At 61.6% G+C, this 15,185-nt stretch carries 11 protein-coding genes and 2 riboswitches; of the genes, 5 read left to right on the top strand and 6 right to left on the bottom strand.

The genetic code is table 11. From position 1 onward, the window contains the following. Nucleotides 1–9: 9 nt before the first annotated feature. The 4 genes from ACQ4W0_RS17005 to ACQ4W0_RS16990 form a co-directional block, all read right to left on the bottom strand. A complete protein-coding gene (locus ACQ4W0_RS17005) occupies nucleotides 10–1,182 on the bottom strand; it encodes a cell division protein ZipA C-terminal FtsZ-binding domain-containing protein (RefSeq protein WP_436577807.1) in 1,173 nt (390 codons plus the stop codon). After that, the gene (gene smc / locus ACQ4W0_RS17000; RefSeq protein ID WP_436577806.1) at nucleotides 1,179–4,706 is read right to left on the bottom strand and encodes a chromosome segregation protein SMC; all 3,528 of its coding nucleotides are present in this window, start codon (nucleotides 4,704–4,706) and stop codon (nucleotides 1,179–1,181) included. Before smc ends, ACQ4W0_RS17005 begins: the two co-directional genes overlap by 4 nt. Nucleotides 4,707–4,887: 181 nt before the next feature. Beyond that, the gene (locus ACQ4W0_RS16995; protein WP_436577805.1) at nucleotides 4,888–5,523 is read right to left on the bottom strand and encodes a phosphatase PAP2 family protein; all 636 of its coding nucleotides are present in this window, start codon (nucleotides 5,521–5,523) and stop codon (nucleotides 4,888–4,890) included. 148 nt (nucleotides 5,524–5,671) lie between these two features. Then, a complete protein-coding gene (locus tag ACQ4W0_RS16990) occupies nucleotides 5,672–6,256 on the bottom strand; it encodes an ATP-dependent Clp protease proteolytic subunit (RefSeq protein ID WP_436577804.1) in 585 nt (194 codons plus the stop codon). A gap of 169 nt (nucleotides 6,257–6,425) precedes the next feature. Next, a riboswitch (glycine riboswitch) is annotated at nucleotides 6,426–6,512 on the top strand. A gap of 27 nt (nucleotides 6,513–6,539) precedes the next feature. After that, nucleotides 6,540–6,645, top strand: a riboswitch (glycine riboswitch). Between the two features lie 80 nt (nucleotides 6,646–6,725). Between ACQ4W0_RS16990 and gcvT the strand changes: the two genes are divergently transcribed. From gcvT to gcvP, 3 genes are all read left to right on the top strand, one after another. Continuing rightward, nucleotides 6,726–7,847: a glycine cleavage system aminomethyltransferase GcvT gene (gene gcvT, locus ACQ4W0_RS16985; protein ID WP_436577803.1), complete on the top strand. Its 1,122-nt coding sequence runs from the start codon at nucleotides 6,726–6,728 to the stop codon at nucleotides 7,845–7,847. Nucleotides 7,848–7,916: 69 nt separating this feature from the next. Beyond that, nucleotides 7,917–8,297 (top strand): glycine cleavage system protein GcvH, encoded by a 381-nt coding sequence (gene gcvH / locus ACQ4W0_RS16980; protein ID WP_035818129.1) that lies wholly within the window; start codon nucleotides 7,917–7,919, stop codon nucleotides 8,295–8,297. Nucleotides 8,298–8,398: 101 nt separating this feature from the next. Then, nucleotides 8,399–11,299 (top strand): aminomethyl-transferring glycine dehydrogenase, encoded by a 2,901-nt coding sequence (gene gcvP / locus ACQ4W0_RS16975; protein ID WP_436577802.1) that lies wholly within the window; start codon nucleotides 8,399–8,401, stop codon nucleotides 11,297–11,299. A gap of 212 nt (nucleotides 11,300–11,511) precedes the next feature. Here the strand turns inward: gcvP and ACQ4W0_RS16970 are convergent, their stop codons facing one another. Next, nucleotides 11,512–11,670: a hypothetical protein gene (locus tag ACQ4W0_RS16970; protein WP_353657576.1), complete on the bottom strand. Its 159-nt coding sequence runs from the start codon at nucleotides 11,668–11,670 to the stop codon at nucleotides 11,512–11,514. 167 nt (nucleotides 11,671–11,837) lie between these two features. Here ACQ4W0_RS16970 and ACQ4W0_RS16965 point away from each other — a divergent pair, with 167 nt between their 5' ends. Then, nucleotides 11,838–13,055 (top strand): Bcr/CflA family efflux MFS transporter, encoded by a 1,218-nt coding sequence (locus ACQ4W0_RS16965; RefSeq protein WP_436577801.1) that lies wholly within the window; start codon nucleotides 11,838–11,840, stop codon nucleotides 13,053–13,055. 25 nt (nucleotides 13,056–13,080) lie between these two features. Then, complete coding sequence (locus tag ACQ4W0_RS16960) at nucleotides 13,081–13,686, top strand: TetR/AcrR family transcriptional regulator (protein WP_436577800.1); 606 nt, start codon at nucleotides 13,081–13,083, stop codon at nucleotides 13,684–13,686. Nucleotides 13,687–13,871: 185 nt separating this feature from the next. Here ACQ4W0_RS16960 and ACQ4W0_RS16955 read toward each other — a convergent pair whose 3' ends face one another. Then, a complete protein-coding gene (locus ACQ4W0_RS16955; protein WP_436577799.1) occupies nucleotides 13,872–14,600 on the bottom strand; it encodes an alpha/beta fold hydrolase in 729 nt (242 codons plus the stop codon). Between the last annotated feature and the right edge of the window lie 585 nt (nucleotides 14,601–15,185).

The following is a 15,185-nucleotide window of genomic DNA, read 5'->3' as shown; positions in this document are numbered from 1 at the left end:
CGGGATTCTTCAGCTAAATAAACGCAGGGCGCGGGTGGAGCCGGCCGAAATATCGGCCGCGTCCATTTCCTGGTAAAACTCTTGCACCTGGCCGGCGATCTCGGCCAGCGCCGCGTCCGACAGGGCCTGGTTGTAATCATCGACGATGGTGGCGTCGAGGCGGCCCACCAGCGCTTTGGCACAGGCGACCATGGCGCCAAATCCGTCGCGCGCGGGCGCCACGCAGGGCACGTCCAGCAGCAGGGTCAAACGGGGCGTGGTTTCCTCGGCCAGCGTAACATTCGTCGACAGCGAGAACAGATAACTGCCGTCGCCGTCCGGCATGACGAAACGGCCATCCGGACGCACATCAAAGCCCTGCTTTTCCAAGGCGAACAGCAAGGTGGAAATGGCCCACGGCGCACCGTTCGTGTGCAGGTTGACGCCCAGCTGGGCATCGTGGCCAGCGACAAAGCGGTGCAAATTGCGTGCTTCGGCCATCACTTCCATCATGTCAGGCACTTCCGGCTCGGCGCCGATCTCGTCCGCCACGCCGCGCAGGCGCGTGACCAGCTCCGAGTATTCCAGTTCATTCAAGGCCGTGCTGCGGCTGGCCAGCTGCACGCCGCCCTGCATCTTGGTATAGACACCGCCATGCGTGATCGGTTCCCAGTCGCCATTCACGTGCAAGCCGATGAAGTGCACGGGTTTGTTACCCACCAGGCGCAGGGTTTGCAGCACGGGCAAGATCTTGTCGCCGCGCACGGGCGCTTCCAGCGACAGGGGCAGCAGGCAATCGATCAGGGGGTCGACCAGGCTGGTCGCCTGTTCGCTGGCGGCGCTGACTTCCTGCTGCACGGGCGCGGCAGGGGTGGCGGCGGGCGTCTGTTCCGCGCCGGCATCACCGAATGATGGTTCCGCATGCACGGGGGCGTCGGGCACTGCGGCGGCCGGCGGCGCGCCGAACGATGGCTCGGCCTTGGCGGCGGGCGCGGCGTCAAAGCGCGGCTCCTGGCGCAGGACGGGTTCCTGGGTTTCCGCTGCGGGGGCATCGCCATCGCGCATCAGTACGTCGTCGTGGTCGGTGGAAAAGGCCCGCTCCACGCTTTTCTTGGCCTTGTATTCCTGCCATTTGTTGTACGAGAAAACGCCGACGATAAAGACGCCGCCGGCGCCGAACAAAGTAATTTGAAGGTCTGTCATGCTGCTTGTGCCTCGGTAGCAAAATTTGCGGCGGACTCCATGTCCACCGCCACGATGCGCGATACGCCCTGCTCCTGCATCGTCACACCGATCAATTGATGGGCCATTTCCATCGCAATCTTGTTATGCGAAATGAAAAGGAATTGGGTCTGGTCGGACATGCGCTTGACCATGCGGCAGAAGCGTTCCGTGTTCGAATCGTCCAGCGGTGCATCGACTTCGTCGAGCAGGCAGAACGGCGCCGGATTCAGGCGGAACATGGAAAACACCAATGCGGTCGCGGTCAGCGCCTTCTCTCCACCGGACAACAAGTGGATGGTGGCATTTTTCTTGCCGGGAGGCTGCGCCATGACTTGTACACCGGAATCGAGAATCTCGTCGCCCGTCATGGTCAGCTTGGCCTGGCCGCCGCCAAACAGAATGGGGAACAGCTCGGAAAAGTGGTGGTTGACCTTGTCGAACGTGTCTTGCAACAGGTCGCGCGTTTCCTTGTCGATCTTGTGGATCGCGTCTTGCAGGGTATTGATGGCTTCCGTCAGGTCGGCATTCTGAGCGTCGAGGAAATTCTTGCGCTCGGACGCCTGCGCCAGTTCGTCCAGCGCGGCCAGATTGACGGCGCCCAGGGACGTGATGGCGTTCGTCAGCCGCGTGACTTCGCCCTGCAGATACGATGGACGCATGTCCGGATGCAACTTTTCCGTCAGGGCCGCTTCATCGGCGCCCGATTCGAGCAGTTGCTGGGCGAATTGCTCCTGGTTCAGGCGCGCGGCCTGCTCCTTGAGCTGCATTTCCATGATCTTGTCGCGCTGCGGCTGCAGGCTGCGTTCCGATTGCGTGCGCGCATCTTCGGACAGGCGCAGCTGCTGCGTAATCTGGTCCAGTTCGTGGCGCGCGTCCGCCAGCGCCCGCTCCTGCGTGGTGCGGCGCTCGAGCAAGTCCTGCAAGCCGTCGGCAGCCGCGCCGCTTTCCAGGTTGGCCAGTTCCAGTTCGCCTGCCTGCAGGCTGGCCGTCACCTGCTGCGCCTGCGTGCTGGCCGTGGCGATGTTGCGGCGCAATTCCTCGATCTTCGCGCGGTGGGCTTTTTCCGCGTATTCCGTATCCTTGGCGGCTCGCTCCAGGTCGCGCAAGGCTTCGCGCGCTTCGGCCAGACGCACTTCCTTCTGCAAGAAGTCCGTATGACCGTCTTCGTGCGCTTCCTGCAAGTTGCCCAGTTCCATGTCCAGCTGTTCGAATTTCTCTTCCGATTCCAGCTTGGTCTGCATCTGTTCCGCTTCCTGTGCGGCGATCTCGGCCAAGTCCGCACCGATCTGCGTGCTGCGCTGGTTGAAACGCGCTTCCACTTCCGACAGCTTCACCACGTCCAGTTGCAAAGTATGCACGGAAGACGTCAGCTGCTGTATGCGCAGGCGCAAGTCCGACAGCTTGCGCGTCAAGGTTGCCACAGCGGCATCGGCGCGCACGGAACGGGCGCGCGCCTCTTCGGCCAGCAATTGCTGGGCGCGCAACTGTTTGCCGATATTCTCGATTTCCTGCTGGCGCCCCAGCATGCCTTCCTGCTCCGAATCGGCCGCATAAAAGCGCACGCTGGAAGCCGTGATCACGTGCCCGAGCCGCGTGACGAAATAGCCGCCCGGCGGCAATTTCGCCCGCTCGGCCAGGGCTTCGGCCGCGTCTTCCACGGCATAGGCGTTGTACAGCCAATCCTGCAGCAAGCCGCGCAAGCCCGGATCGTTGAGTTTCAGCAAATTCAAAAACGGCTTCAGGCCAGGCACCTCCGGCAGCGGCAGCGGCGCCACGGTGGACGGCGCGTACAGGGCCAGCTTGGCTGGCGGCGCGTCCGCAAAGAAAGCCTTGGCCCAGTCGATATTCGACAGTTGCAGGGCCGACGTGCGCTCGCGCAAGATCGATTCCATGGCCGCTTCCCAGCCCGCTTCGATCTGCAGCTTTTGCCACAGACGCGGCAAGGTGTCGAGTTCGTGCTTTTTCAGCCACGGCTGGACTTTGCCCTGCGTCTGTACCCGTTCCTGCAATTGTTTCAAAGCGGAAAGACGCGCTTCCAGCTGGGCATTCGCGGCCGTCTCGGCATTGACTTGCGCCTGCGCTTCAGCCCGTTCCTGCTCCAGCTTGGGCTGCTGCTCCAACGCCTCTTCCAGGTAGAAACCCTGTTCTTCCAGCGTTTGCTGCTTTTCTTCCAGCTGCAGTTTCAGGTTTTCCAGGTGGCTGCTGTCGGGCAGGCTCAGGCTGTTCTTTTCCTGCTGCAGGCGTTCGCGGCGCGTCAGGAGGCTGGCGAGGATGTTCGAAGCGTTGCGCTGGTGCGCCGATTCCAGTTCCAGCTGCTGCTGGGCCTGCATAATGCGCGCACGCGATTCCGTGCTCTTGTTCTGCGCGGCGCGCCAGGCGGCGTCCAGTTCAGGCAATTGCTCGCCCTTCTGTTCCGCCATCATTTGCGATTGCTCAACCTTCGCAGCCAGCTCTTCAAGGTGGAATTCCGCCTCTTCGATCTGCTCCTGGTATTCGCCACCTTGGCTGCTCCACTGGTCGCGCTGGGCCGTCAAGGTGGCCAGCTGCGCCTGCAGACGGGCGCGCGATTCGATAACGAACTTGATCTGCGCTTCCAGGCTGCCAATTTCCGCATTCGTCTGGTACAGATGGCCTTGCGCCGTATGCAAACGGTCGCCCACGGCAAAGTGCGCCTGGCGCATCTGCTCGAGCGTCAGTTCCACGTTGCGCAACTTAGCCGTCTGCTCTTCCAGGTCCGTCTGCGCCTGTTCCACTTCGCGGAAATAGCGCGTCTGCTCGTTTTGCGCCTCGTTCTTGCGCAGCAGCCACAACAGTTTCTGTTTTTCTTCCTGGTCCGCCTGCAAGGCGTGGAAACGCGTGGCCACGGCCGCCTGCGCTTCCAGCTTTTCCAGGTTGGCATTGAGTTCGCGCAAGATGTCTTCCACGCGCAGCAAATTCTCGCGCGTGTCCTGCAAGCGATTTTCCGTCTCGCGGCGGCGTTCCTTGTATTTGGAAACACCGGCCGCTTCTTCCAGGAAGACGCGCAATTCTTCGGGGCGCGATTCGATGATGCGCGAAATCATGCCCTGGCCGATGATGGCGTAGGCGCGCGGGCCGAGGCCCGTGCCGAGGAAGATATCCTGGATGTCGCGCCGGCGCACGGGTTGGCCGTTGATGTAATAGGTGGAAGTGCCATCGCGCGTCAGGGTGCGTTTGACGGCGATCTCGGCGTACTGGCCCCACTGGCCGGACGCCTTGCCGTCGTTATTGTCGAACACCAGTTCCACGGAAGCGCGCCCGGCCGGCTTGCGGTGGGTGGAACCGTTGAAGATGACGTCCTGCATCGACTCGCCGCGCAGTTCGGACGCTTTCGATTCGCCCAGCACCCAGCGCACGGCGTCGATGATATTCGACTTGCCGCAGCCATTCGGCCCGACCACGCCCACGAGCTGGCCTGGCACCTGGAAATTGGTGGGATCGACGAAAGACTTAAATCCCGACAACTTGATGGAAGAGAGACGCACGTGTTTTAGAGTTCCTGGCCTATGCTGGCGGTTGAGATCGGTGAACCCGGTTCATATTCAGTTCAGATGCACCATTGCGATGGCAGCCTGGCCGCTCACCGCAAAAAAGTGGTTCATCATACCATTTCCCGATGCTTTTCTGGCCAAAAAACAGCAGCATCAAGTGCTGGCCAGCGCCATCTTAACGGGCCGGGTGGCCATCCTGCGCCAGTTTCCAGTCGTCACGGGAAAAAACGCGCTCATGGCCGGACAACACCATGGCCAGTTTTTGCAGCCACTGCTCGGTCGGCATGGGCTCGGCCTTGAAGCTCAGCACCACCATCAGCACCAGGCTGGCCAGCGCCAGCGCATGGCTGACGGCGAAATTCACGGCGCCACGGGCATTCCACATGAAGCCCAGCGCCAGCGCCAGGCCCAGCACGCAGCCGCTGACCGCTTCCGACACACTGTGCGCCTGCACGACGACACGCGAAATGGCCACCAGCACGGCAAACGCCACGCCCACGAGCACGCCGGCATGGCGCCAGCGCGGTTCGGCCCGCTGCAGCAACACATACATCAGCACGGGAAACACGGCGCCGGCGCGCATGGCGTGGCCGCTGAAACCGGTAAAATCGAGCGCGCTGCTGCCCACGCCCCAGCTCATGAAAGCCAGCTTCGACAGCACCACGAGGGCCAGGCCGCCGCCGTACCACAGGCTCCAGCTGAGCACCAAACGCCACTGGCGCGACACGAGCAGCCACAGGGCAATCGCCACGCCAGCCGGCCCCATCACGGACATGTCGGCCGCAAAAGAAATCCCATTCCACCAAGTCATCGCGCCTGTACTTATTTCATGATCAGCTTGCACTATGCCACGACTCTGCCCTGTTCTGCGCGGCTTTTGCTGTGCTGCAGCGAAGAATTACATTCCATTACAAAATGTACGCGCCGAAACTATCTGCCTGACCAGCGCCAGGCGCGCGTCAGATATTCGTCAGGCGCTTGCCCTTGGGTGGCGCAAAGTCGCGGATCGATTCGATCATGCCCACTTCCAGCGCCTGATCGGCCGTCAGGTGCAGGTCGGAATACGCATGCACCTGCCATTGCTCTTCCGTCAGGTTGACCTGGCCGCGCAGGATGCGCTCGGTACGCATGTCGTCGGCGCGCAAGCCCTCGACGATGATGCTGAGCGCATCGGGCCGCGAACCGGGCGAAGCTGTCGCATGCGATTTGTGCACCATGAAGCGGGCCGTGTCGCTGGCGTGGCGGTGCCGCCCCGCCAGAAACAGGGTAACGGCAATGGACGCCACGGCGCCTGCATTGTAGGTAATGATGTCGAGCGGCAACTTGCTGAGAAAGTTGTACAAACAAATGCCATCGCTGACATAGCCGCCGTTGGACTGGATCAACATGTGCGCGGTGGTGAGCTTTTCTTCCGTGATGTCGGCCACGACGTTGAAGACGCGCCGCACCATGTCGCTGTTGACGTCGCCCGAAAGGGTGAAATAACCGTGCTGCTCGGTGTTGTTTTGTGTCTCGTGTTGCGTCCCGCTCTGTGTCGTGTTCATGGCAGCCACCCGCAAGAAAGCCAGAATTTCATCATAGCGCATTCGCGCGCGGCGCGGCGCCCTCTTGCGCTGGAGCGCAGCACCTTCCAGCCCCGCAAACTGCGGCTTTTGCTGCAATTTGGCAACGTCTTTTCAGATTGACAGAAACACCCTGCTGGCATATATTCCTCCCACTTGATCGGGAGAGGGCAACCCAGCGTTGCCGCCGAAGGGGCACTACCCAAAAACTCTCAGGCAAAAGGACCGATCAGGCGGACTGAAGATGTTGCTTACGCAACATTTTTAGCTCAACTCTGGAGAGCGGCCGCGGCTATTGCCGGCGGCCCACCGAAGGGGCGCACGGGGCAAGCCCCCGTAATCTCTCAGGTACAAAGGACAGGGGGGTCAGTGATCACGATGGAGTGCCGTTTTGGCTTTCCGTATTCTGTGTTCTGTTAACTTCCCCCTTTACCTTCGTCCCGAGGAATCCATGACGCTCAAAGCGACCCCACTCAACAACGCCCACCGTGCCCTCGGCGCCCGCATGGTCGATTTCGGCGGTTGGGACATGCCCGTCAACTACGGCTCGCAAATCGAAGAGCACAACGCCGTGCGCAGCGACGCCGGCATGTTCGACGTGTCCCATATGTGCGTGGTCGATATCGAAGGCCCCAACGTGCGCGCCTTTTTGCGCGGTCTGCTGGCCAATAACGTCGACAAGCTGCAAGTATCGGGCAAGGCACTGTATTCGTGCATGTTGAATGCCGAAGGTACCGTCATCGATGACCTGATCGTCTACTTCTTCAACGAAAACTGGTTCCGCCTGGTCGTCAACGCGGGCACGGCGGAAAAAGACGTGGCCTGGATGCAGCAGCAAAATACCAACACCAACAGCGCCCTGACGATTACCCAGCGCCGCGACGGCAATGACGCCATGGCCCTGGTGGCCGTGCAAGGCCCGAACGCGCGCGCCAAGGTATGGCAAGTGCTGCCGCAGACGCAAGCCGCCTCCGAAGCCATCAAGCCGTTCAATGTCGTCATCGTCAAGGACACGCAATTCGGCGAAGTCATGCTGGCGCGCACCGGCTACACGGGCGAAGACGGTTTTGAAATCGGCGTGGCCGCGACCCAGGTGGAAGCCCTGTGGAACGCCCTGATCGCTGCCGGCGTCAAGCCGGCCGGCCTGGGCGCGCGCGACACCCTGCGCCTGGAAGCGGGCATGAATTTGTACGGCCAGGACATGGATGAAACCGTCAATCCGCTCGACGCGGGCCTGGCGTGGACCATCGATCTGGTCAGCGAACGCGATTTCATCGGCAAGACCGCCCTGCTGGCCAAAGGCCAGAATGCGCAATTCGTCGGCCTGATCCTGCGCGAAAAAGGCGGCGTGCTGCGCGCCCATCAAAAAGTCATCATCGCCGGCAACGCGCAAACGGGCGAAATCACCAGCGGCACCTTCAGCCCGACGATGCAGGAAGCGATTGCCCTGGCACGCGTGCCGAACGGCGTGAACGTGGGCGACACCGTGCACGTGGAAATCCGCGGCAAGCAACTGGCCGCCTCCGTCGTCAAGCTGCCTTTCGTGCGTAACGGTAAAATCCTGCTTGCGTAAGCGATTAGAGCCGCCCGCAAGACCGAATAAACATAATCAATAACGAACACTTACCATCTGGAGCCACACATGAACATTCCTGCAGACCTGAAGTACACCGCTTCCCACGAATGGGTACGCCTTGAAGGCGACGGCACGATCACCGTCGGCATCACCGAGTACGCGCAGGACGCCCTGGGCGACATCGTCTTCGTCGAACTGCCAACCGTCGGCAATACCTACGGCGCCGGCGACGACGCCGCCGTGGTGGAATCGGTCAAGGCAGCGAGCGATATCTACGCGCCGATCGCCGGCGAAGTCGTGGCCGTCAACGACGATGTGGTCAACTCGCCAGAGTCGATCAACGCCGACGCCTACGCCAACTGGCTGTTCAAGATCAAGCCAGCCGACGTGTCGGCCCTGGACGGCTTGCTCGACGCTGCCGCCTATGGCGCCACCACCAGCGCCTGATCGCGTTTGACTCACGGGCCGCGTTTGCGGCCCGTTTGCTTTTTTCCAGCAGCGCCCGCGCGCCGCCTCCCGGTTTTTCAGTCTTTTTTGGCCTCTATATCATGACCCGCACCAGCCTGACCCAACTCGAAGCACGCGATGCCTTCATCGCCCGCCACATCGGCCCTTCTTCCACCGAACAGCAAGCCATGCTGGCGACCCTCGGCTATCCATCGCGCGCCGCGCTGATCGATGCCCTGGTGCCGGCCAACATCCGCAACAAGGGCGCCCTGCCCCTGGGCGCGTACTCGCAGCCGATGCCGGAACAGGAAGCTTTGTTACGCCTGAAAGCCATCGCCGGCAAGAACCAGGTATTGAAATCCCTGATTGGCCAAGGTTATTACAATACCTTCACGCCTGGCGTCGTTTTGCGCAACATCTTTGAAAACCCGGCCTGGTACACGGCGTACACGCCATACCAGCCTGAGATTTCGCAAGGCCGCCTGGAAGCGATCCTGAACTTCCAGCAAGTGATCACGGATCTCACCGGCATGGGCATCTCGAACGCCTCGATGCTGGACGAAGGCACGGCCGCCGCCGAAGCGATGACCTTGATCCAGCGCGTGGGCAAGTCGAAGTCGAACGTGCTGTATGTGGCCAATGACGTGCTGCCGCAAACGCTGGAAGTGGTGCAGACGCGCGCCCAGCCGATCGGCATCGAGGTGCGCACCTTCGACCCGGCTGAAATCGAAGCGCTGGACGCGTGCTTCGGCGTACTGCTGCAATACCCTGGCGTGAACGGTGTCGTGCGCGACTACCGCGCCGGTGTGGAAAAACTGCACGCGAATGGCGCCATGGTCATCGTCGCAGCCGATCTGCTGGCCCTGACCATGCTGACGCCACCGGGCGAATGGGGCGCCGATGTCGTCGTCGGCAACAGCCAGCGCTTCGGCGTGCCGCTCGGTTTCGGCGGCCCGCACGCGGGCTATCTGTCCACACGCGATGAATTCAAGCGCAATATGTCGGGCCGCCTGGTGGGCGTGACCGTCGATGCGCAAGGCAACAAGGCGTATCGCCTGGCCCTGCAAACGCGCGAACAGCATATCCGCCGCGAAAAAGCCACGTCCAACATCTGCACGGCGCAAGTGCTGTTGGCCGTGATGGCGTCGATGTACGCCGTCTACCACGGCCCTGCCGGCCTGCTGCAGATCGCCCGGCGCGTACACCGCTACACGGGCGTGCTGGCCGCCAACCTGAAGACCCTCGGTTATGGCGTCGTCAACACGACCTACTTCGACACCCTGACCATCAACGTCGCCGATGCGGCGCAACTGCATGCGACGGCCATACACCACGGCGTCAACCTGCGCAAGATCGACGCCACCCACGTCGGCGTGTCGCTCGATGAAACCACCACGCGCGACGATATCGCGCTGCTGTGGAAGGTGTTCGCGCACGGCCTGGCCAACGCGCCTGCCGCCCCGGACCTGGACGCCGTCGAAGCGGGCGTCACCAGCGCGCTGCCGGCGAACCTGGCACGCGAGAGCGCCTACCTGACCCACCCCGTCTTCAACAGCTATCACTCGGAACACGAAATGCTGCGCTACCTGCGCAGCCTGGCAGACAAGGACCTGGCGCTGGACCGCACCATGATCCCGCTCGGCTCATGCACCATGAAGCTGAACGCGACGTCGGAAATGATCCCCGTCACCTGGCCCGAGTTCTCGAACATCCACCCGTTCGCGCCCGATGCGCAAACGGTCGGTTACCGCGAAATGATCGCGCAGCTGGAAGAAATGCTGTGCGCGCTGACGGGCTACGCCGCCGTCTCGCTGCAGCCGAATGCCGGTTCGCAGGGTGAATACGCGGGTCTGCTGGTGATCAAGGCCTACCATGAGTCGCGCGGCGAAGGCCACCGCAACATCTGTTTGATTCCATCGTCGGCGCACGGCACCAACCCCGCCTCGGCCAATATGGTCGGCATGCAGGTGGTCGTCACCAGCTGCGACGCCAACGGCAACGTGGACCTGGCCGACCTGAAGGCGAAAGCGGAAAAGCACAGCGCCAACCTGGCTTGCGTAATGGTCACCTACCCATCCACCCACGGCGTGTTTGAAGAAGGCATCCAGGAACTGTGCGAAATCATCCACTCGCACGGCGGCCAGGTCTACATCGACGGCGCCAACATGAACGCGCTGGTCGGCGTGGCCGCTCCCGGCTCGTTTGGCGGCGACGTGTCCCACCTGAACCTGCACAAGACCTTCTGCATCCCGCACGGCGGTGGCGGACCAGGCGTCGGCCCGATCGGCGTGGGCGCCCATCTGGCGAAATTCCTGCCGAACCAGCGTTCGTCCGGCTACCAGCGCGACGTCGCTGGCATTGGCGCCGTCAGCGCCGCGCCGTTCGGCTCGGCCAGCATCCTGCCGATTTCATGGATGTACATCGCCATGATGGGCGCAGAGGGATTAACCGCAGCGACCGAGACGGCGATTTTGGCAGCGAACTACATCGCGCGCCGCCTGGCGCCGCACTACCCCGTGCTGTACTCGGGCCACGACGGCCTGGTCGCGCACGAGTGCATCCTGGACCTGCGCCCGATCACGGACGCCACCGGCATCAGCAACGAAGACGTGGCCAAGCGTTTGATGGACTTCGGCTTCCATGCGCCGACCATGAGCTTCCCCGTGCCGGGCACCCTGATGATCGAGCCGACGGAAAGCGAATCGAAAGTGGAAATCGACCGTTTCATCGATGCCATGATCGCCATCCGCGCGGAAATCGCCAAGGTCGCCAGCGGTGAATTCGACCACGACGACAACCCTCTGAAGCATGCGCCGCACACGGCTCAAGTATTGATGTCGGACAACTGGGAACGCAAATACAGCCGTGAAATCGCGGCCTACCCCGTCGCTTCCCTGCGCCAGCGCAAATACTGGCCACCGGTCGGCCGCGCCGACAATGTGTACGGCGACCGCAACCTGTTCTGCGGCTGCGCGCCTATCAGTTCATATGAAGAGGAATAACGCCAGACCAAACCTACTGCGCGTCGCGCTTTGCAGCCGGCGATGCTCACCGTACTAAAGTACGGTTGCGCTTCTCGGCCACAAATCACTGACGCTCGCTACGGTTTTGTCGGGCGTCGAAACTCAGTAATCAGGAACTAAAATCCCTGCGAAAGCCGGGAGCATTAAAACAGAACGGCAGGCCGCAGGGTCTGCCGTTTTTTTGCGCCGCTTTACAAAGCCAGCAAGACCGCGCCCGGCAAGCCCAGCACGGTGCCCAGTGTTGTCAGCAACACGACATCGCGCCGCTCGCAGCGGGCGCGGTGCGAACTCCACGCGGCAAACAGCAGCGCGACAGCCACGCCGCTGAGCGAGATTCCCACTTCCGTCATGCCCACTCTCCCCGCGCGACTGGCGCCACCGTCATCCATTCGTCTTGCATCGTCATCATCTTTCCTTGGTCAGTTGAGTAAGGCTACCTACCGGTAGGAAGTAAGTGTACAATAAAAAACACGGCGGCGTCCATGCCCCGTTTTTTTGATGAAATGAAGGAAGCGCAATGCAGCAGCAAACCACTCTCCCCGCCGCCAGTCTTGGGCTGGCGGAATCCCTGGCCCTGGTGGCCGTGCTCGGCCCGGCAGGCATCGACATGTACCTGGCCTCGATGCCTGCCATGGCGCGCGAACTGCACACCTCGTATGCGAATGTACAGCTGAGCCTGACCGTCTTCCTGCTGGCGCTGGGTGGCGGGCAATTGCTGTGCGGGCCTCTGACGGACATGCTGGGACGGCGCTATCCGCTGCTGGCCGGCATCGCCGTGTACATTCTTGCTGCCGTGTGGGCGGCGCAGGCGGATCAACTGAGCACTCTGCTGCTGGCGCGCACGGTGCAAGGCCTGGGCGCGGCGCTGACCCTGGTCGTGGTGATGAGCATGGTGCGCGACGTGGCCGATGGCGTCAAAGCGGCGCAGCTGTTTGCCCTGTTGATGACCATTGTGGGCCTGGCGCCCGTGCTGGCGCCCGCCGTGGGCGGCTTGCTCGATGCCCGTTACGGCTGGCGCGCCGTGATGCTGGCGCTGGCCGCGCTGGGCGCCTTGACCCTGCTCAATAGCGCACTATTCCTGCCGGAAACTTTACCCATCGCCAAGCGGGTCTCGCCGCGCGGCCTGCACCGCACGTACGCGCGCATCGCGCTGGACCGCGCCTTCCTGCTGCCCGCGCTGGCCCTGTCCGCCACTTTCTTTTTCCTGTTTGCCTATATCGGGGGAGCGGCGCTCGTGTATCAGCGCGATTTCGGCCTGTCCGCCGGCAGCTTCGGCCTGGTGTTCGGCGCCACGGGCGTGGCCGTGCTGCTGGGCGCGATGGCCAGCGGCCGCTTGGTGGAAAAGCATGGCGTGCCGCGCCTCTGCGTGGCGGGCAGCGCCGCCATGCTGGGCGGCGCCGTGCTTGCCCTGCTGGGTGCCTGGCTGGGCTTCGGCATCGTCGCCGTCGTGCCCGGCATGTTCGTGGCCCTGTTTGGCCTGGGCATCGCGGAAGCGGCGCTGATGGCCATGGCCATGGGTTCACAGCAGCGCGCGCTCGGTTCCACGGCCGCGCTGCTGGGCGCCATCCAGATGACCTTGTCATCGCTGGCCACGCCGCTGGCGGCCAGCCTGTCCGAATGGGGGCCGCTGCCCTGGCTGCTGTTCTTGACCGTGGCCGGCCTGCTGGTATCATGGCTGACCCTGGCCACTGCGCGCGTCCATCCGGCACACGCCACCAGCCTGGGGGCGCACTGACGCCTGACCCAACCACTACCCTCATATGAAGAAACGCTCGGCCTCGGCCGATAACATCTGTGCCGTCGCCGTCGTGCACTTTTCCGAACACGGCTACGATGCCTCGTCCCTCAGCGACATCGCCGAACAGGCGGGCATGCGCAAGGCGTCGCTATACTCGCACTTCGCCGGCAAGGACGCGCTCTTCCTCGACGTGTTTGCCGACGCGCTGGCCGAAGAACACGCGTTTATGGATGCCTGCTTCGCCGACGAAGCGGCCCTGGCGGCGCCTGGTGGTCAGCTGGCCGGCGCCCTGTACTGCGACCGGATGGCACAGCGCTATGCGGATTCAGCCCATTTGCGCTTCCTGCTGCGCACGGCGTATTTGCCGCCCGCCACCCTGCGCATCGAAGTCGGCACGGGCTACGAAGCGCTCTTGGCGCAACTGCAGCAACACTACGTGGCCAGCCTGGGCCGCATGGCGCCCGCCCTGGCGCCGCAGCGCGTCGACCTGTACGCGCAAGCCTACCTGGGCATCGTCGACAGCCTGCACGTGGAACTGATCTACGCGGGCGGCGCCGCCCTGCAGCAACGCCATGCGGCGCTGTGGCACATCCTGTCCGATTCGCTGGCGATGGCGCAAACGGTCTAACGCGGTATAGCGTACAGCCACATCGTGAATCGGCAAACATGTCTGACACAGGCCGCTATCGGCTCTTCGACAGCCCCGCTTTGCCACATTCAAATGTGGTACGACTTGCTGCCCGCTTTTTCGCATGCCAAATTCCGTTTTCGCCCCATCGCGGACTTTGCAATATCAAAATGATCGCCTGAACATTATTCGAGCTTTGAGTCTCGGTCGCAAGCGTATTTAGGGTGCTGCGCTGGGGCGAGGAAAGTATCGATGACGGATACAATTTTGGCCTTCAATTGTTCACTACCAGCATCTTGCATATCCTTGTGGCGCGAGCCTTTAATGTGGACCACGCATGTACCGTAGTGCCCGCGCTCTTCCTTATTCGGCAGTACACCGCGGTCGGCAGTGGTGTCACTGGCACGAATTGTCAGGACGTGGATACCAGCTGAGCGGGGCAACGCGACCCGACGGCTGTCGAGGCTGATAAAGCTGGATACGCGGCTCGGGTTGTCAGCGGCAAACTGAGCCGAACTGTCGCCACCAAGGGAGTGCCCGACGACAAGCAAGTGTCGCCAATCGAACTGAGGAAAGCGTACTGCGGTCCCGTCGATCACGGAGGAGATGGACCGTGAAGCTACGCGGGCCATCGCCTGTAGTTGCTTCGCAATCGGCGCGTCTCGATCTAACTCTATGCCGCCAGAGCTATCTTGCAACGCGACAACCAAGTAACCCTTTCGATTGAGATTTTGTGTGACGAATGAGTAGTCTGAGCCGGAAAGCCCATATCCTGGGCTAAGGATTGCAACTGGACATGGTTGCGCACGAGTGCACGCTTGCACATTAGGTGGAACGTGAATATTCACTGGTACGGCAGCAAAGGCTACAGGTGTGCAAAACATCAGGGGAATTAAGGTGACGAGACGGCGCATTGAATCCTTTCTTGCTACGTTTGGAGGATGCTAAATCTGGGGTTACTGATGATTATTTCTGAAGTCGAACAAGCAACCATGAGAATGCGATGTAAGGACTACATGACGAGTTAAGGCCTAGCCTCGCAATAGGTCTGCTTTTGGCCGCAATTATGGCTCAGGAGTGTCTACGATTGTCGTGGCGATTCAACATGACAACAAGTCCCGCTATTACTGCCCCAACGATGAATTCCATAGACATGTGTTTTTCTGCATTTGCATAGTGTTCACCATGGCAATTTCTAGCCCATCAGCGTACCCGAGCATAACGGATTGCCAAACGGAAAAAAATCACACATTGTCACAGCAACGCGAATGGCCGCGTCTGGCCCCCATGAGCATGTCCGCCCGCACTATTGGCATCAACCTTTATTATTTGGCATCTTGCTTTCGTCTTCGCCCACACCCACATTACACTTTGGAAACCTAAGATTTCTTCAGTTGACACTCTTGCAGCACGTGCATATGATGCCCCCATTATTCATTTACGGAGTCCCACGTGGGTACTTGTTCTAGTGACAGTAGCCGATCTTGTATCGGTGATTG

This window comes from Janthinobacterium breve, assembly GCF_051380895.1.
In the GTDB taxonomy this organism is placed as follows: Bacteria; Pseudomonadota; Gammaproteobacteria; order Burkholderiales; family Burkholderiaceae_D; genus Janthinobacterium.
Note: the sequence above shows the minus strand (reverse complement) of the source record. Positions and strands in the feature narration are given on the sequence as shown.